This window comes from Saccharothrix espanaensis DSM 44229 (assembly GCF_000328705.1).
Lineage (GTDB): Bacteria > Actinomycetota > Actinomycetes > Mycobacteriales > Pseudonocardiaceae > Actinosynnema > Actinosynnema espanaense.
In genome coordinates this window covers 3,640,125-3,659,054 of sequence record NC_019673.1, presented here as the reverse complement: position 1 = coordinate 3,659,054, position 18,930 = coordinate 3,640,125, and the positions used below count along the sequence as shown (strand labels likewise).

Below are 18,930 nucleotides of genomic sequence, written 5' to 3'. Positions count from 1 at the left end.
GCCGCGCCCGTGCCGGAGACGACGGAGTTGACGTTCTCCTGCAACTCCGGCCAGTGGGCGGGCCGCAACGACATCTCCGGGCCAGGACTGCCGACAGCTCGACAATTGACCGAGCCGGTCCCGGACCGGGCGGCCTTCCGCCGACGGCCGAGCTAGGTGGCGGAGCTAGGTGGCGGAGCTAGGTGGCGGAGCGAGCGCCAGCCGGTCCGAGCGTCATCGACGTAGCCGACCTCGAACTACCCCGCCGGCTCGGGCGGAGCACCACCAGGCGCAAGATCCACTTTCGGCACGGCGGCATTCTCCCTGGTGATCAGTACCGGGGCGGGCAGGCTTACCTGTTCGTCGGTCAGGCCGTCGAATCCGGCGGCGATCAGCAGCCGGTTCCGGTAGGCGTAGCCGCGCTGCAGGTCCAGCGCCGGGTCGTCGGCGTAGTCCAACAGGTCGGTCTCCGCCGGTTAGTACCACACCGGACCGCCGGGCGGACCGCTCGGGGCGGCCCCATACCCGACCGTGTACTTCTGCCGGGGCGGGGCGGCGGGCTACTGGCTCCCCCTTCACGAAGAACCTACGGTGATCAAGCAACTACTCACCGAGACTTTCTGGAGGTGTCGCCATGGGCGGCCCCATCGTTGTGACAGTGCCCGCGACAGCCGGGGACGGGGTGAAGACCGGAGTGACGGTCCAGAGCGGCGACGTCTTCACCGTCTCCGGGAGCGGATCGGCAGGCTTCGGCGGGACGCGCATGACGTACCCCGACGGGACCACCTACACCGACGGCAGGTACTCCGGGGCCTACGTGCCTGCGGGTCTCGCCCTGGATGGAGTGCCGGCGGGGATGCTGATCGCCCGCATCGGTTCGGGCCCGTGGCTCGCGGTCGGCTCCCGCCAGACCTTCCAGGCGCACCAGACCGGCGAGGTGACGGTCGCGTACAACGACAAGCCCTCCGCGTACAGGGACAACTCCGGCGAGTACAGCGCGATGGTCGAGAACCGCGGCGGCACGCGCTGACCCACCTCACCGGTGGCCCGGTCGGCAGGCCCGGGACCCGATCCCGAAGCCTCGACCGGAAGCGGTGGGAACTCCCGGACGCCGGCGGTAGCCCGCGTCCGGGACTCGGTGAGACGCCTGGTGCGTCGAGTTCCGGTCCGCCTTGTCCTGTCCGGCCGAAGTTGGCGGGTTGGAGCATCGTTGACCTGCGGTCCGCCAACTAGGTCCGGACGACGTTGGCGTCAGCGCTTCTTCGGGCGCTCTTGGGGCAGTTCAGAGCTGTCTCACCAAGTACCTCTACGCCCGGTCCAGACCTCGGCGGAGGAACATGTGCACCCCAGGTGGAGGGCCAGCCGTGCGGACAGATCGGCAACCTCGTCGAGGCCTCCGCGCTTCGAGCCCGGCCACGCCGCACTATCCATCCACGAGTACTGCTCTGGGGTGTTTCGGTAGCGGGCAAACAGGTGCTGGTGGACGTGAGCGACACTACGGCCGACGATCGCGGAGAAAACGAACTCGGGACCAAGCTCGGCCCGCAGGCCACGAGCAGCCCTCCAAGCTGCTCTGGCGATGGCCACAGCCTCGACTTCGGTCAGCGCATCCAACGACGGGCGTGGCGACGGCTTTCCATGAACAGATACCCCAGGACGGTCGTTCCGTCGTTTCCTACGGGTCGGTGGGACACGATCACGTGTTCGTCAGCCCAGACACGGTGACCGACCAGCGGGCCTTCCCCACGATGCTTGGCGCAGATCAGGCACTCTTCAGCCATGCTTCCAGGCTATGCGTCTCGGCTGTCGTGAGACACCTGGATAGTAGAGAACACACTAGGGGACTTGACCCTGGGTGTTGGACACCGGACGCACTTGGATCCTGACGATCCGGGTGGACAGGAATCCCGTTCAGATGGTGATGAAGCACTACCCGCCGGAGTCCCGGGCCGAGGCGGTCACGCTCTACCGGTCCCGGCCGGGCGCGGAACCTCGTGTTCGGCACCAGCCCGCCGGCCAGGGTGAAGCGGAATCCGGTCAGCTCGTGCAGGCAGTCGCCGACCTCGGCGTGCTGTGGAACGTGGTCGGGGGGACGGGTGCCGCCACACGCGCTTCGAGCAAGTCCTGGCACACCGTGGACCAGCTCGTCGAGGTCGCTGCGGTCGTTGAGGCCGATCGCCGGCAGCGTCGGCACGCTCGGATTATGCTTGCCGTCGAAGCATTCGTGCGCTTCGAGGAGCGGGCTGTAGTTGGGGGAACGCGTCTTCCAGACTCGACATCCGCCGCCGGCAACGACCGGACGGCAGGCGACGTGACGAGGTTCCAATGAACACTCACCGGCCGGTGGACGCCACCGCTCCCGGTCAGCACACCGTGGGCAGGCCCGTGCAGTTGTTCGGCCGGTTGCCCGACACGGTCAGGTCGGTGGCCTTGAGCAAGGCCGGGTCGTACTTGAAGGGGCCCGCGGAGATGCCACCGCCGGTGCCGCGCTTCCCCGGGATTCCCTCGGTCGCACCGACCACCTGGACCTGGCCGCCCTCACCACCCGCACCGGTGCGGTTGCCGGTGATCGTCAGGTGGTCGATGTCCGCGGCACGGGGATGGTTGACGACGAGTCCGCCACCGGAACCGCCGTCGTTACCCCATCCACCGGTCCCGTAACGCCCGCCGGTGCCGCCGTCACCGCCCGCCCCGCCGTCCCCGGTCACGTTGTCCGCCAACCGGCCGCCGGAGATCGTCGCCCTTGGGAGGCCGAAGACCCCGAACAGCACGATGCCCGCACCGGAACCGCCGTAGCCCCCGTTCGTCCCGGGGCCGGCCAACGCCTCCGGCGAGCCGGCGTTGCCGCCGTGCCCGCCCCGCCCGCCCGCACCCGTGCGGTTGCCGACCACGGTGATGTCGGTCAGCGAGGCGGACATCAACGCGAAACCGCCGCCGTTCCCCCCGTTGCCCGCGAACGAGTGCTCCTCCTGCCACCCGGGCGTGCCCGCACCGGCGCCGCCGTTCGGGCCGACACCGCCGTTGCCGCCCCGGCCCCCCGCACCACCGGCCCCGGTGGTGTTGCGCACGGCGCCGGAGCGGGACCCGGTCACCGTGCCGTCGGAGGCCAGACCCGCGCCGTTGCCCCCGTGGCCGCCCGTGCCGCCCTGGGCCCCCTTGCTGGGGTTGCCGCGCGGGTTGTCGGAGCCGTCACCGCCGGCACCACCCGCGCCACCCGCGCCGGTCCGGTTGCCCTCCAGGGTGGAATCCACCAGTTCGAGCGTGCCCCCGTTGTAGATGCCACCGCCATGGCCCCCGTTCCCCCCGACGCTGCCGGCACCGGCGGGCCAGGCGTAGCCCGTGTCCAGCAGGAGGCCGTGCCCGCCTTGGCCGCCCGTGCCGCCGTCTCCGGTGACGTTGTTCCGCACCGTGCTCTGCAGCACCCGCAGCGTCGCGCCGCCGCCGTCGTTGTAGATGCCGCCGCCGTCGCCACCGTATCCGCCGAGCTGGCCGCGCACACCGGGCGATCCGGTCTTCCCCGTCCCGCCGTTGCCCGTGCGGTTGCCGGACACCGTGCTGCGGGTCAGCACGGTGGTGCCGGCGTTGTGGATCCCGCCGCCGTCCAGGTGCCAGCTGCCCACGTCGAGTGAGTCGGGCGTGTGGCCGCCGGAAACCGTGATGCCGTCGAGGTCGAGCAGCGCCCCTTTCTCGACCCGGAACACCCGGAAGCGCGGCGCGGCCTCGTCGCGGACGATGGCGACGTCCGCCCCGCGCAGCCCGACGCGACCGGTGATCCGCGGCAATCCCGCGTTGCCGATCGGCAGCGCGTCGTCGCCGACCGGCTCCGTGAGGCGGTAGGTGCAGCCGGGCGTCAGTTGTAGTTGCTCGTAGGTGTTCGCGGCGTTGACGCGGTCGATAGCCGCGATCAGGCTCGCCGTGTCGCACGGGACCTGCTCTGCCGCGCCCGCCGCCGGCACCACCACGACGCCCGTGCCCAGCGCGAGCACCCCGATCACCAACCCGTAGCCGTTCCTGCGCATGGGCGCTCCCCTCATTGTCCCGTACTACCCGCACCCACCTTCGAGCAGGCGGCGCGTCGGGCAAACCACAGAACGGCGCAACCCCGTTGAGACGCCCCGAAAACGAGCGATTCCACCCGGAGTGTCCACAGTAGATCTTTGTCCGGCGGCATCCGGCCGTATTGCCGTAGGTCACCGCGCGTCGGCGACCAGGGTGGTGCGACTGGACGGACGCCGCCGCATGACGACACGTGGTTGCTGCCGCAGCCCGGGTGCCCGGTGTCGACCTCGACGTGCTGCCCGACGAGCCGGCGGGCCGCACGGTCGTGATCGACGACAGCGGCCTGGCGGTCGTCGGCGTTCGACCGGCGGCCCGTCGGGCGACCGGCCGGTGGTGTGGACGCCGGACGACACGACGAGGCTGCTCACGTCGGCGTTGGGCGTTTCGAAGCGACTCACCCACTCGGTGAGGCAGCTGCTGTGCCCCTCCACGAACTCGCCGTTCAACTGCTTGACGCTGGGCATCCAACCGGGAGCCGTGCCGAAACTCCGTCCGGCCACCCCGTTGTCGGGCGTCAGGGTGACCACTGCATCAGCCAAGACTCCGGGTGGTCCCAAGGTCACCGTCGCCGCGCAGGTCGTTGAGGCCGAACAGTCGGCCTTCGGAGTTGCAGACGTGATCGTCGGGGAGGTGGAGTTTGCAAACTCTCTTCAAGATCTTCCGGGGGCGAGGTGCTCATCCTGTCGCCAGCCGTGAGGACCGGGATGGTGCTCGACCTTGTCTGCCGTCGTCGGCAGCCGAGCACCGGAGAGGTACGGCCGGCGGCCGCCGTCGCGCGGGGCCGCGAACTCGCGGGCCGGTGGTGGCGGGTACGGGTTCGGGGATGTGGGTGGCGACCCCGCCAGGCGTTGTACGTGGTCGCGCTTTCTCCGGGGGCCGGGAATTTCCCGCTCAGGTGGCGGAAACCCGTGCGGCAGCTGATCTCCATACCGTCCTCCACGGGGTAGTCGACCGAGGCGTAGCCGTTGGCCGGATCGCGGACGTAGTCCAGGTACTCGCCCATCGAGGCCAGGGCAGTGTCGTCGGCGACCACGACGGCGCCGGGTGCGAGCCGGTCCTCCAGCAGCCGCAGGACAGGCAGGCACAGGTCCTTCCAGCCGTCGAGCAGCACGAGGCCGATCGGCCCGGGGACTTCGGCCAGGGTGGTCAGCGCGTCGCCGGGCAGGATCGTCACCGCGTCCGCCACCCCCGCCTCGACCAGGTTCGCGCGCGCGGCGGCGATCTTGACCTCGCTGAGCTCGGTGCTCAGCACGTGGCCGACGCCGTTGTCGGTGACCGCGGCGGCCAGGTAGATGGTCGAGATCCCGAACGAGGTGCCGAACTCGACGACCGTCTCCGGCCGGGCGGCCCGGACCAGTGTGTAGAGCAGCGTGCCGCCGCGCGCGGAGATCGGCATGAGGACGCCTTCCAGTACATCCGCGCGCTCTTGCGCGGAAGCGTCGGCGTACGAACGGGCCGCGGGCCACGGGGACGGGGCTTCGTCCTCGACGGCGGCCGCGGCGAACAAGCGGTCGAGCACGGTCAACACTGATCGAGTCTGCAAGGTGTCGGTCACACCGCTAGCGTAGACGCAACGTTGCGTTGTGGCTAGCGCCGACTACGCTCGCTGCAGTACCCGATGAGGAGAGCCCGAATGGAAGGCGACACCGGCCGCGCCGCCCACCGCGGAAACCGGCACCGGCGCAGCGAGGAAGCCCGCCAAGCGGTACTCCACGCGACCGACGACCTGCTGGCCGAGCGCGGGTTCGCCGGGCTCACGATCGAAGGGATCGCGGCCAGGGCCGGTGTCGCCAAGCAGACCATCTACCGCTGGTGGCCGTCCAAGACAGAGATCTTGATGGATGCCTTCACCGACGACGCCGTGCAGCACCTCACGCCGCCCGACAGTGGCGACCTCGGCGAAGATCTGCGTATCCACCTGCGCAACCTCGCCGAATTCCTGACGACGTCGGACGCCGGGACCGTCTTCCGCGCCCTCGCCGGACAGGCGCAGCACGACCCGGAGGTCGCGACCAGGCTGCGCACGGACCATCTCGGCAAGCAGCGCGAACGCGATCGTTTGCCCCTGCAACGCGCTCTCGACCGCGGCGAGTTGCCACCGGAGACCGACATCGACTTCCTGGTGGACCAACTGGTCGGCCCAATCCACTACCGCGCGCTGGTGACCGGCGAGCCCGTGCCGAAGGAGTTCACCGACCGGCTTGTCGCCCACGTCCTGCGCTAGTGGTCGCGACCGTTAGTTCGTCAGGGGTGATCATGCCGTCAGTGGTTGTGGCGCGTGGCAATCATGGCGGCCGATCCTGGTGAGCAGTCGATTGAGGTCGTGGGCGGTGAAGGTCCGGTCGATGGGCTGGACGGTGGCGTTGTAGTGGCCCTGGAAGGACATCAGTCGTTCGGCGACTTCGTCAAGGTCGCCGAAGTCGTCCGGTGTGAGTGTTTCGCGTTGCACGGCGGAGAAGTAGATCTCCACCTGGTTCAACCACGAGGCGTGTACCGGTAAATGGACCATGTGGGCGCTGGGGAATGCGTGCTTCATCCGGGCAGCGGCGGCCCGGTTGCGGTGGGAGGCCCCGTTGTCCACGATCCAGAACACGCGGCGGGCACTGGTGTAGGGCTCGGTGGTCATGACCTGGTCGACCAGACGGGAGAACGGGACGATGCCCGTGGTGGACGCGCAGCGGCCGATCACGCGGGCTTGGTGGACGTCGTAGGCGGCGAAGTAAGCCAGGGTTCCACCGCGGGAGTATTCGGATTCCACCCGCATCGGCCGCCGCGGACCGGCGGGCAGGGTGTCGTGGAGCCGGTAGCGGGCCTGCACGCCGGGTTTCTCGTCGGCGCTGAGAACGAAGTCGTCCTCTCCCAACGGTTCGCCCTGCCAGACTCGGGAGTGCAGGTCGAGCACCCGGGCCGCCTTGACCGCGAATTGCGGGTCGTGCGGAAGGGTGTACGAGCGGTGCTGCCACGGTTTGATCGCGTCGGCGGCCAACCAGCGGCGCATCATGGATGCCGAGATCCGCTCGCAGACGCCGCGTGCGACCGCCTCACGGGCCAATTCCGGGCAACTTCACCGGGACAACGGCGCCCCGGCCCGTGTGGGCAGCTCGCAGGCCAATGCCTTGACCTCGGCCACGACCGCGGCCGGGAATACCCGAGGCCGCCCGTTGCGCGGCCGGTCGACCAAATCCGGCAACCCGTCGTGGCGGAACCGCTTGCGCCACTTACGACCGGTGTCCTCGACGACCCGCAGTTCGCAGGCGATGCCGGCGTTGGACCCGACGGCGGTGGCCAGTACGATCCGGGTCCGCGTCACTTGTCGATGCTCGGCCCGACCGCGCCGTGCCAGAGCCTCCAATGTCCGCCGATCCACCTCGTCCAGCGTGATCGCATACGGGCTCCGCACAGCCACTCAATCCACCCACTCCAGGATCGACTATAGGGGTGAGACGGAATCGGGCAGGATCGTGACCTATGGCCTCACCGCCCGAGTCGACCAAGGTCTCGCTGCACTAAGGCCTGCTGGCACGCGCCCAGGAACGCTGGCCTCAACCGGCCACCGTGCGGGTACGCCACCACGGCGCGTTCGCCTATGTTACCGACGACCTAGCCGACGGCACCACCCTGCCGCTGCTGCGGTTGCGCTACAACCGATCCCTTACCACCTGGAGCTTCGCCATCTACCGCGCCAGCCGCGACGGCTACGAGGACCCAATCCTGCCCAGCGGACACCCCTTCGGCAGGCACACCACAGGAAGCACTCGACTGCGCCTGCGGGCTCTACCTCAACGACATCACCGCCTGGTGCCGATTCCCGACGAACCGACGGTCGCGCCCACTAGGTGACGTCCTCACCGATACCGGTCGGCGTGAGCAGTCCGATTCCGGTGATCGCGACGGTCACCTGGCAGGCTCCTCGGTGGATTCACCGATCTTGGCCTGGATGAGGGCGGCTGCCTGATCGAGGCTGACCGACTTGTTCAGCTCGTCGTCAGAGATCTTGATGCCGAGTTCCTCGCCCAGGGTCACACCGAGTTCGACGATGGTGAGTGAGTCGATCTCCAACTCCGCGAAGCTGATGTCGTGCCGGATCTCCTCGGCGGGGATGTTGAACCTGTCGGTTAGCAGGGCTGTGATGCGGTCGAGGACGTTGGTCATGAGGATTCTCCCGGTTGTGTTGTGGTGCGGAACGGTGACGCCCCGAGGTGACTCGGGTGCGGTGGTTCGACCGGGCGGCGGCTCCGGCCGGTGCAGCACGGCCGACGGCGCGTCGGTCACTACCAGCGGGATGGAGGCCGCCCCGGTGTTGCCAACTCGGTCGATGTTGTTGGCGGTGGAGTGTTCGGCCAACCCGAGGCGGTAGGCGACGGCTCTCGGGATCCGGACGATCGCCTGGTGCGGAATGAGCCGGTCGGCCTGGTCGGCACGCCGGCCGACCAGGTTCAGCACCGCCTCACCGAGACGGGCATGGCGGCCGCTGCACGTTGGAGCACCTTGCCGCCGGCCATGCTGAAACCGCGTTCACGAGCGGGGAGCGGTGGGGGTCTGCGGCGTTCCTGCGAGCTCCCGCCCGCACTGTGATCAGGTTTCCGCCGGAGCCGTCGCTGCCGAGGTCGAACGCCCGCAGTTGGCCGAGGCATGTGGCGACAGCGGGCGCGGTCACCGGGCACGGCCGGTGCGGCGAGGACGTTGCCAGGACCACCTCGTCCACTTGGCGGTCTCCGGCCGAGTAGAACACCCGGAGCCCTGCCGCGACCACCAGATCGCCGGTGGCAACGCCGAGACCCACACGGTGACGGGCGGCGATTCCGGTCCTTGATCGCACCCCTTCGCCATCCACGCCCCAAGCCTCCGGCAGCTCGTGGCCGGCCACCACTCTCGACGGAACCCATCCTCCGGCGGCCTTCGGGACGGCGCCCCGCATCTCACGCCCCTTCTGGATCGCCTGCGCAGGGCAGTTGGCACCACCGGCTGTGGCGAACTCGGACGGACCTGGACCAGTGCGCACCAGGCTTCGCGACACCGGCGGCTCCGCCGGTTCGTGCGGCGTCCATCGCAACGTCATCGCGCCTCCGCCAAGGTCTTCAGGTGGTGGTGGAGGTCGTCGGCGAGCGCCACAAGTCCGCCTCCGGCGCGAAACGCCTGGATAGTCGAGTACTGGAACTTGAAGCGCTTGCTCAGACCCCCCGCGAACTCGATCGCCATCAGCGAGTCGACCCCCAGCTCGTCGAGCTTCTTCGTGGCATCGATCCGATCCGGCGTGGTCTGCATCACGGCGGCCATCTCGACCAGCATCGCGTCCAGGACGTGGGGCAACGCGTCGGCGTCGGGCAAACCCCGGATCCGGTCCAGCAGTGCGGTCAGGTCGTCCTCCGACTGCGCCGCGCCTGAGGTGAGCGCGGCCAGGCGGGGTGTGGACAGCAGCGGCATCGATATCCGCAATTCTTCGGCGTCCATGTCACCTACCGCGATGACTTCAGAACACGGTTGTCCGATCAAGTCCTCGACCGCGTCCAGCGCCGCGCAGGACGACATCGGTTCCGCTCCCAGGACTGCCAATCGCTTCCCGATGTTCTCCCGCGCGACGTAGCCCACATCCTCGATCGCCCCGAACGCCACGGCCAAGCCGTGCTTGCCTTCCCTGAGTCGCCTGCGGGCGATCGCCTCGAGGAAGGTGTTCCCGGCGTTGTAGTTGGACTGGGTCATGAGACCGCACAGGGCCGACCAAGAGGAGTAGAGGACGAAGAAGTCCAAGTTCGCCGCACTGGTCAACTCGTCCAGGTGTTGCGCCCCGATCAGCTTCGGATCCAGGGCGGCGCGGAACGCCGTGGCGTCGAACTCCAGCAGCGGCCGATCCTCCAGCACCATCGCCGCGTGGACGACGCCACGCAGCGGTTTGCCACTCCGTTCGATGGTGTCGAGCATGCTCAGCACCGAGTGCCGATCGGTGATGTCGATGGCGTGGACCACAGCGAGTGCTCCACGTTCGGCGAGTTCGTCCACCACTCGCCGAGCCTCCGGCGAATCCATGCCTCGCCTGCCGACCAGGACGAGATGGCGCGCTCCGCGCTCGGCGAGCCGGATCGCCGTGGCCGCGCCGAATCCGCCCAGGCCGCCGACGACGAGGTACGTCCCGTCCGGATCCGGTGCCGGCCGGCGCGTCCGCGGACGCACGGGTACGGGTTCCTCGAAGGAGAGGACGATCTTGCCGATGTGCCGGGAGTGCTGCATCAGCTTGAACGCCTCGCCGATCCGCGCGGCCGGGTAGACCCGGTTGGGCAGTGGGGTGAACTCGCCGCCGCAGGCCGCGTCGAACATCTCGCGGGCGTACTGGTGCTCCCGCTGGGGGTCGTGTCGGGGAAGGTCGGCGATGTCGACCACGAAGAGGCTGATGTTGTCCGCCAGCGGGCGCATCGCCAGCCGGGAGTTCGCGTAGATGTCCCGTTTGCCGATCTCGACGAAACGGCCGGAGGGTGCCAGCGTCTCCAGGCTGCGAGCGAGGCTCTCCCCGCCGAGGGAGTTCAGGACGACGTCCACCCCCCTTCCTCCGGTGATCGCCATCACCTCGCCGGCGAATCGCGTGCTCCGGGAGTCGAGTACGTGGTGAGCCCCCAGAGCGCGCACGAAATCGCGCTTGAGCTCGGTGCCCGCGGTCGCCAACACGGTCGCGCCGCGCCGCAGTGCGAACTCGGTGGCGGCGATTCCGACACCCCCCGCTGCCCCGTGGACGAGAATCGATTCTCCGGGCTGCAACCGGGCGAGGCGGTCCAGTCCGTAGTGGACGGTCATCCAAGCGACCGGGATGGTCGTGGCTTCGGTGAAGGCCAGGTGATCCGGCACCTTCGCCAGGTGGTGGGCGCTGGCCAGCACGTGGGAGGCGAACGCCGCCTGACCGAGGCCGAACACCCGGTCTCCGGGCAGCAGCGTTTCGACACCCGGCCCCACTGCCGTGACGTTGCCGGCGAATTCGAGCCCCAGCGCGAGGTTGTCCGTGTTCTCCGGAGTGTCGGAACCTGGTGCCAGCAGCCCGGTCGCGAGCATCACGTCGTGGTAGTTCAGCGCCGCCGCTCCCACCTCGACGACGACCTGGCCAGGGCCGGGCTCCGGCGGCGGGTGTTCCTCCCAGCCGAACCGCACGGACAGACCGGGCTCGGAGATCGACAGCCGGAACCCGGCGGCGGGCTCGAACGCGACGGGGGAATATTTGATCACACGAGGGACGAACCTCCCGCCGGCCGTCAGCAGGACCTCGTCTTCACCGGTGGGATCGAGCAGTTCGGTGACCACCCGCCGGGCGTCCGCGGTCGGGTTCGTGCCGTGATCCCACGAAATCCGCGTCACGTGCAGGGAAGGGACTTCGTTGGCCAACGAACGCGCAGCGCCCCACATGGGGGCGTCGCCGGGTTCCTCGGCACGTTCTGGGGCGGGGAGCACGCCCGACGGTCGGGTCACCAGAGCCAGTCGCAGGAGGGGGCGCCGAGCGGCGAGGTCGGCGACCTGACGAAGCACTGCGGCGCGCCGCGTCGTCGCGTCCGCCAGGTCGGAGGGGTTGCCGCCGAGCACGAAGACGACGCCGTCGATCTCGCCTGCCGGGAGCGGCAGGCCCGCTACTACGTGGTCGGTGGCGGTCCCGACGTCGCGCAGGGCCGCCAGGACGGCGTCCGCGCGTTCGCGGTCTGCGGTCTGGTCCATCACGACGAGCCAGTGAGCATCGGTGACCGCCGACACCGGCTGACGGTGTTCGACCTGAGGGGAGCGGGCGGAGCGGGCCGAGATCACCGAGAACCCTGTGTTCTGATCGTCCAACACCGCGTCGACGTCGGTGAAACCGGTATCGGTCAACAACGTGGTCCATTGGTCCAAGGCCAGCAGCTGCGAATCGGCACGCAACGGGTCGTCGTCCGCCGCCCAGAATCCCTTGAGCAACCCGAACGGCAGAGCCAGGGTGTCGGGGTCGTGGGATTCGCCCGCGAGCAGCGATCCGCCGGGTGCCAGCAACCGCGACACGTTCCGCAGCGCCTGTTCCGCGTTCGGACTCGCGTGCAGCGAGTTGCTGGCGATGACGAGGTCGAACTCGCCTTCGGTGAACCCCTGTTCGACGGGGTCGGCGTTGATGTCCAGCGCTTGGCACTCCACGAACCCGAGGTGGTCGAACCGGGCGTGGGCTGCCTGGAAGAACGCGCTGGACAGGTCGGAGAACACGTACCTGGTGCGGTCGGGCGGAAGCTCCGGCAGGACGAACCCGGTGGCCCCGCCCGTTCCCGCGCCGACCTCCAGCACGCGCAACGGCCGGTCGGCGGGCCAGATACTCGCGATCGCCCTTGCGGTATCCCGCAGCACCACGTTCACGAACTGCGTCAAGGGCGCCAGGTCGTGGAAGTAGGCGATGGAGTCGGTGTCGCCGTACACGACTTCCAATGCGTCTTCCCGGCCACACAGCATGTCGGTCAGGCGTCGGGTGCAGGAGAGGATGTGAGCCGACGCCACGGCCAGGTCGGGTTGGTCGACCAGCTTCCGGTACACAGCCGGGAGGTCCGGAGCCGCGACCAGTCGCCAGGTGTCCGCACCGTCCTCGGCCAGCCACCCGTGGGCGATCGCCATCGACAGCAGGCGGCGGACCAGTCGGCGGTACTCCTCCCGCACGCCGGCGCGGATCAAGTCGTCCGTCGTGAACGTGTCGCGGTCGGGCAGCAGTGACCGTGCCGTGTCCACGATGGCGCAACCGCCGGCCATGAGCAGCAGGTCGCGCTGGCGCGACCTGCTGCCCGGCACTGAAGATCGCGCCACCCTGGTCCCGGCGGCGGGGACAGCCGCCGTGGTACCCGGCCGGGGAGCCGCCCGCATGACCGTCTCCCAACGCGGTGGTCCGGGGACGAGCACCTTGCCGAACGACCGCATCCTGCAACCGGTGATTTCCACGGCGACGTCGCCGCTGTCGTCCGCGACCACGATGTCCCACACCGACTCGCGGCGGCCGTGGCTGCGCAGGACGACTCGAACCCGACCGGTCGGCGGAGGCTGTCGCCACACCCGCACCCGCTCGACCGCCGAGGGCAGGTAGCCGCGGGCGCCCGGCTCGTCCAGCCGCAACAGCGGTATACCCGCTTGCATGGCGAGGTCCAGCAGCGCCGGATGGACTTCGTACCCGTCCTGCGATCCGCTGAAGTCGTAGTCGGCCCACACCTCGCCGCCGCGGACCCGGAGACCGCGCAAGCCTCGGAACAAGGGGCCGTAGGCCAAGCCGGCGCGATCGCACACCTCGTACAGTTGTTCATGGCCGACAACTTCGGCCGGGGTGCCCGGTTCGCAGACCCGCGACGGCGATTCCGCGACCATGGGGCGAACCCGTCCCCGCGCGTGAGTGGTCCACGCCACGTCGCCGGGCCGGCTCGACACGTTCAGCAGACCATCTTCACCGGACACCGACACCTGTGTCCGGTGGTCCATCGCGGAGCCCCACGACAACACCATCGCGCCCAAGATGTCCAGACCGTCGAGTTCGACGGGTCCGCCGAGCGCGCGTCGGCCGGCTGCCAGTGCCATCTCGACGTACCCGGTCGCCGGCATGACCACGGTCGCCTCGACGCGGTGTTCGGCGAGCCACGGTGTCCGGAACGGCTCGACGGTGTTGAGCCAGGTGGGGTCGACCACCGGCATGCGCTCGCCCAGCAGTGGGTGATCGAGCCGCCCCTCGCCGCTGGTGCGCACCCAGAGGTCAGCCGGGAGCAGCCAGTGCCGTTCCCGCTGCCACGGGTACCGGGGCAGGGCACACACCTTCCCCCGGTAGGGGAAGTGCCGCGCGAGGTCCTGTCCGCCGGCGACGACCACTTCGGCCAGGACTCGCTCACCGATCAGCGTCCCCGCCTCGCCGCGAGCCAGCGTGGTCGGTGTCCGGTAGCCGGCCCGACGCAGGTACGGGGCCAACACCGGGTGCGGACCGATCTCCACGACGATCCCGACGTCATGAGCCTCCAACGCGGACATGGTGCTCTCAAACCTCACCGGTAGCCGAACGTTGCGCCACCAGTAGTCGGCGTCCAGGTCGCCGGCACGCACCGGCTCCCCGGTCACCGTCGACAACATCGGGATCTCCGGCGGCCCGGAGTTCACCGCCGCTAGGCGTTCGCGCAGCCGCTGCTCGATGGCGTCCATCGCCGGACTGTGGAACGCGTAGTCCAGATCCAGTTCACGGGCGAACACGTCGTCGGCCGCCAGCTTCTGCGCGAACTGCTCGATCGCGTCGGCATCCCCGGCGATCGTCACGTCGCGATCACTGTTCACCGCGGCCAGCACCAACCGCCCGGAGAACTCCGCGAGCATCTGCTCAGCGCGGGCCTGCGGCAACCCCACCGCCATCATCCGCCCGGTACCCGCCGTGGTCGCCTGGGCCCGACTCCGCTCCGCGACCACTTCGGCCGCCGCGTCCAAGTCGAGCGCTCCGGCGACGTAAGCCGCCGCGACCTCACCGACGCTGTGGCCCAGCACCACCACCGGTTCGACACCGTGTTCGCGCAACACCGCGACCAACCCGACCTGAACCGCGAACAGCAGCGGCTGCGCGATCGCGGTGTCGGACACCCCGCCCAGCGGAATGGCCAACTCGTCCAGCACCGACCAACCGAGCCTGGGACGCAGCGCGGCGTCGACCTCGACCACTGCCGCGCGGAACGCCGGCTCGGTGGTCGACAACTGCCGTCCCATGCCCTCCCACTGCGACCCGTTGCCGGAGAACGCGAACGCCACCCGGTTCCGCTCCCCCACCACTCCCGTCGCGCCCGCCGCATCACGTGCACCGTTCGCCACGGCGCGCAACCGCTTCGCCGCCTCGCCGGGACCCGCGGCGAACACAACGGCGCGGCGCGGCTCCGGAGTACGGCGCAGGCAACTGGTGTAGGCCAGGTCGTAGAACTCGTCCGCCGAGCCACGCTCCAGTCGTTCGCACATAGCGTCCACTGCGGTTGCCAGCGCCTCGTCCGATCGCGCGGACACCATCAACGGCACCGAACCGCCGCCCTGCATTGACGGCGGGGTCTCCGGTGGCGACGCCAGGACGGCGTGTGCGTTCGCGCCACCGAAGCCGAAGCTGTTGACCCCGACCACCCCGCGCTCCACCGCGAACGGCTCGTGCACCGGGGACAGCCCCAGCCCGTCGAAGTCGATGTCGGGATTGGCCGGCAGCCCGTGCAAGGACGCCGGCACCACACCGTGGCGCAGCACCAGCATCGCCTTGAACAGGCCTGCCATGCCGGACGCGCTCTCCAGGTGCCCGAGGTTCGTCTTGACCGACCCGATGGGCAACGGCTGTGCCCGGTGCCTGCCCAGCACCTCACCCAGGGCAGCGCACTCGATCGGATCACCGACCGGGGTTCCCGTGCCGTGCGCCTCCACGTACACCACATCATCAGGACCTGCTCCGGCACGCGCGTAGGTGTCACGCAACAACGCCGCCTGCGCCTCAGCGCTCGGTACCAGCAGACCGTTCGTTCGTCCGTCGGTGTTCACCCCGGTCGCCGTCAACACGGCGTGCACCCGGTCCCCGGCCGCGAGGGCGTCGTCCAAACGCTTGAGCACGACCAGGCCGGCGCCTTCGGCTCGCACGTAGCCGTCCGCACCAGCGGAGAACGCACGACACCGGAACGTCGGCGACAACATTCCCGCCTTGGCGAACCCGACGAAGTCGAGCGGGTTGACCAGGACGCTGGCCCCGGCGGCGATGGCCAGCGCACTGCCACCGGTCCTCAGCGCCTCACACGCCTGGTGCACCGCGACCAGCGCCGACGAGCAGGCGGTGTCCACCGCCATGCTCGGACCCCTCAGGTCGAACGCATAGGAGATCCGGTTGGCGGCGATCGACAACGCGCCACCCGGCATGGCGTGCGCGCCTATCCGCGCGGGCTCCAGGGTCTGCCCGAGGCCGTAACCCATCTCCGACTGCCCGACGAAAACAGCGGTGTCCGATCCCGCCAAGACGGTGCGGTCGATCCCTGCGTCGTCCACGGCCTCGACCGCCAACTCCAGCAGGATGCGCTGTTTCGGATCCATCGCCGCCGCCTCACGCGGCGAGATCGCGAAATAACCCGCGTCGAACAGTTCGAGGTCTGACAGGAACCCGCCGGCGATGGAACAGGTCTTGCCCGGACGATCCGGGTCCGGGTCGTAGAACCGGTCGACGTTGAACCGCCCGACCGGCACCTCGCCCACCAGATCGCACTTGCCCGTCAAGGCCGCCCACAGTTCGTCCAGCGTCGAGATCCCGCCGGGCAACCTGCACGACGCGCCCACCACCGCGATCGGCACCGACGCCACGCCCTCAACCTTCACCACTTCATCACCACCACCCCGTAGCTCATGCCACTGGCCAGGCCGAGAAATGCCACCAGGTCACCGCGTCGGACCCGTCCTGCCTCGATCGCCAGCGCCAATTGAACCGGAAGGCTCGCGGCGGCCATGTTCCCATGCTCGCCGATCACCTTGACCATTTGTTCTTCACGCAGGTCCAGCCGCTCGCACAGCACGCGGGTCAGCACTTCCACCGGCTGGTGCACGCAGACCACCGAGAGATCCGACATCGACAAACCCAGTTCGGCCAACTTCTTCGGTATCACGCCCAAGTCGGATTCCACGAAAGCGCGGGCGAACCGGAGCCCGTCAACGCTGAAGGCACCGGTCCGCAAGGTCTGGGAGCCAGCGGCGACTTCGATGGGAACTACCGCCGCATCCCACGACTGCGATTCCGCGCTGAACCCGACTCCCAGGATTCCCGGCTCATCGCTCGCCTCGATCAGCAACGCCGCACCGGCATCCGACGCCGTGTAGGCCGCTCCGTTGGCCAGGTACTCCCCCAGATCACCGACCGTCCACTTCATCAGGTTCGTGATCCGCTCGCCGCAGACGATCAGCACCGTCCGATAGGACTCGGTCCGGATGAGGGAGTCCGCGACTTCCATCGCGTTGACCACGCTGTTGCACGCGTTGCGCACGTCGAAGACCGGGCAGCGAGCACCGAGCGCGGCGGCCACCGCGTGCGAGGTGGCAGGTTCGACCATGGGCAACGACACCGCGGCGAACAAGATGAGATCGACGTCGGCTATGTCCCGACCACTTTCGTCGAACAACTTCCGCGCTGCCCGCACACCCAGCTCGACGCTGTCGCAACCGGGATCGGCGATGTGCCGGTAGCGCACGCCGGACAATCTGGTGATCATCCCGTACGGGATCTTCGTTTGAGGATTTCGTGCGGCCAGGCGCCGCTCCAGATCCTCGGTGGACAGTACTGATTCAGGCAGGTGGACCGCCAACTCGGTAACCCGCGAGCTGAGCCGCTTCATTAAACCCTTCCATCGTGGACCGAGAGTCTGACCGTCAGCCCAGCAGTCCCTCACTTTGTCCGAATTGAACGACCCGCCTTACTGTCAGCCGAGGACCGCCCTACCGAATCATGGTCGATGTCCGCCATTCGCGCACCCGCGGCACGAGCCGCATCCGACATCCCGCACCAATCATCGTGCAATCCTCAGCCTTGCAGCGCCGACTATCAACTCCCCGATAGCGTGAATTTAGAGATCACTTCAGGTGACCTCAAATGCGAACCAAACTCGGGCTTGCCCGTCGGATCGCCCACGCCAGGCACAGAACATGAGGAAAATTCGGCCTGCCGTTGCATCTCGATACCCACTCGATCGCACCAACTCATGCCACCCTGCATTCAGCAACCGCATACTCATCAAGTGGTCCGTCGAAGGAGAGCCGAGGAGACTGGACGAGCCCCGAAGTGTCACGCTGCCGACGCGTCGCTAGCCCGCGTCCATGCCGGTCCTCCAACCGATCCGATCTTTCGATCGGCGTTGGGCACAAGACCGGTCGACCTCGGGCTGCGGAGATCCGACCTGCGGTACGGCCATCACCATGATGCCCGATCTCTCCTCCTTCGGGTCCATCGAAGCGCCGTCACGTCGGGCCTTTTTCATCTTTGTACGCAAGCGGTAGGGCAAGCTTTCGGCCATCGATTTCGCCAGCTACTCGGTGACTCGGACCACGCATCGGATCAGGAGGCCGCAATCATGGACCAATAGCGCTTTGCCTGCCGCACAGGTGCACAGGTTCGAATTTTCCTGAAGCTGTCGCGCTAACGCGGAGTACTCGGGACCGTACATCAGATCGACGAACTCGAGCACGGCTTCGATTGCCACTCTCAAGTCCACCACGTATCGAGTCTTCACATGGACGGCGATCAGCAGCGGTCTCAAGACTCGGGTGCAGACGCCCGACCTGGCCGTCGTTCTCGGGCGTCACCGGTTGCCGCGTCACCCGGCCCAGTTCGGAATGACCCGCAAGTCGTGCGCCTGTGCCGCAATTCCCGGCCCGCGCCGGGCGGCCCGCCAGGCCATAGCCATCGGTTCGACCAACGCCCACCGGGTATCGGACAGGTCGCTGGCTACGTACGTCGAACCGTTGTAGCGGATCGTCCCGGACGTCGAAACCCTCGACCGGATCGTCGCGCTCCCCCACCACGCGCTCATCCCCTATGCCGAAGTGCTCGCCGTCCTTGAGCTGTCCAGCAGTGCGGCGGTGGGAGGGCGTGGTCGGCGGCCGGCTGCGAGGAGGACCGACTGCGCGAGTATGTGCGGAAACGGTTGCACGACAGGGACAGCTTGGACCAGCGATCGCGGACGACGGGTCGGATGCGCTACCTCTCCGCGCCGTCCGGGAAGGGCGCGGACGGGTCGGTCACCGGCGAGGGAGCACTTTCTCCCGGGCCGGAGTGCCCTTCAGGTTTCCGGAGAAGCCGTGTTTGGTTGACGCTGTGACCGACTCGGCAGGCGGATTGAGCAGACATGGTGACGGCCCCCACGTGACGCGCTCACCCCAGGCGGCGCCTACCGCGTCCCGGACGACCGT

Annotated in this window: 12 protein-coding genes; 4 read left to right on the top strand and 8 right to left on the bottom strand. The window is 68.7% G+C overall.

Annotated elements, in window-relative coordinates; genetic code table 11:
- Positions 1–236 precede the first annotated feature (236 nt).
- Positions 237–437 (bottom strand): hypothetical protein, encoded by a 201-nt coding sequence (locus tag BN6_RS16385; protein WP_015100795.1) that lies wholly within the window; start codon positions 435–437, stop codon positions 237–239.
- Positions 438–613: 176 nt separating this feature from the next.
- On the opposite strand from BN6_RS16385, the gene BN6_RS16380 reads away from it, so the two are divergent.
- On the top strand, positions 614–1,009 hold the full coding sequence (locus tag BN6_RS16380; RefSeq protein WP_015100794.1) for a pa-i galactophilic lectin-like protein: 396 nt from the start codon (positions 614–616) through the stop codon (positions 1,007–1,009).
- Between the two features lie 825 nt (positions 1,010–1,834).
- Entirely contained in the window at positions 1,835–2,308 is a 474-nt protein-coding gene (locus tag BN6_RS46710) for a hypothetical protein (protein ID WP_015100792.1), read from the top strand.
- A 34-nt stretch (positions 2,309–2,342) separates the two neighbouring features.
- Here the strand turns inward: BN6_RS46710 and BN6_RS16370 are convergent, their stop codons facing one another.
- Complete coding sequence (locus BN6_RS16370; protein WP_015100791.1) at positions 2,343–3,998, bottom strand: hypothetical protein; 1,656 nt, start codon at positions 3,996–3,998, stop codon at positions 2,343–2,345.
- 599 nt (positions 3,999–4,597) lie between these two features.
- Positions 4,598–5,593, bottom strand: coding sequence for an O-methyltransferase (locus tag BN6_RS42965; protein ID WP_084672676.1), 996 nt, complete (start codon positions 5,591–5,593; stop codon positions 4,598–4,600).
- Positions 5,594–5,671: 78 nt separating this feature from the next.
- Here BN6_RS42965 and BN6_RS16360 point away from each other — a divergent pair, with 78 nt between their 5' ends.
- A complete protein-coding gene (locus BN6_RS16360; protein WP_015100788.1) occupies positions 5,672–6,262 on the top strand; it encodes a TetR/AcrR family transcriptional regulator in 591 nt (196 codons plus the stop codon).
- A gap of 30 nt (positions 6,263–6,292) precedes the next feature.
- Here the strand turns inward: BN6_RS16360 and BN6_RS16355 are convergent, their stop codons facing one another.
- Complete coding sequence (locus BN6_RS16355) at positions 6,293–7,090, bottom strand: transposase (protein ID WP_197540281.1); 798 nt, start codon at positions 7,088–7,090, stop codon at positions 6,293–6,295.
- Between the two features lie 12 nt (positions 7,091–7,102).
- The gene (locus tag BN6_RS47880) at positions 7,103–7,348 is read right to left on the bottom strand and encodes a helix-turn-helix domain-containing protein (RefSeq protein WP_197540280.1); all 246 of its coding nucleotides are present in this window, start codon (positions 7,346–7,348) and stop codon (positions 7,103–7,105) included.
- Between the two features lie 245 nt (positions 7,349–7,593).
- On the opposite strand from BN6_RS47880, the gene BN6_RS43765 reads away from it, so the two are divergent.
- On the top strand, positions 7,594–7,878 hold the full coding sequence (locus tag BN6_RS43765) for a hypothetical protein (protein ID WP_015100787.1): 285 nt from the start codon (positions 7,594–7,596) through the stop codon (positions 7,876–7,878).
- Positions 7,879–7,932: 54 nt separating this feature from the next.
- Here the strand turns inward: BN6_RS43765 and BN6_RS43760 are convergent, their stop codons facing one another.
- From BN6_RS43760 to BN6_RS16340, 3 genes are all read right to left on the bottom strand, one after another.
- Positions 7,933–8,481 carry a 3-oxoacyl-[acyl-carrier-protein] synthase III C-terminal domain-containing protein gene (locus BN6_RS43760; protein WP_015100786.1) on the bottom strand — a complete coding sequence of 183 codons (549 nt, stop codon included), beginning with the start codon at positions 8,479–8,481 and terminating at the stop codon, positions 7,933–7,935.
- 612 nt (positions 8,482–9,093) lie between these two features.
- Positions 9,094–16,356, bottom strand: coding sequence for a type I polyketide synthase (locus tag BN6_RS16345; protein ID WP_015100783.1), 7,263 nt, complete (start codon positions 16,354–16,356; stop codon positions 9,094–9,096).
- Positions 16,350–17,360: a 3-oxoacyl-ACP synthase III family protein gene (locus BN6_RS16340; RefSeq protein WP_015100782.1), complete on the bottom strand. Its 1,011-nt coding sequence runs from the start codon at positions 17,358–17,360 to the stop codon at positions 16,350–16,352. Before BN6_RS16340 ends, BN6_RS16345 begins: the two co-directional genes overlap by 7 nt.
- Positions 17,361–18,930 lie beyond the last annotated feature (1,570 nt).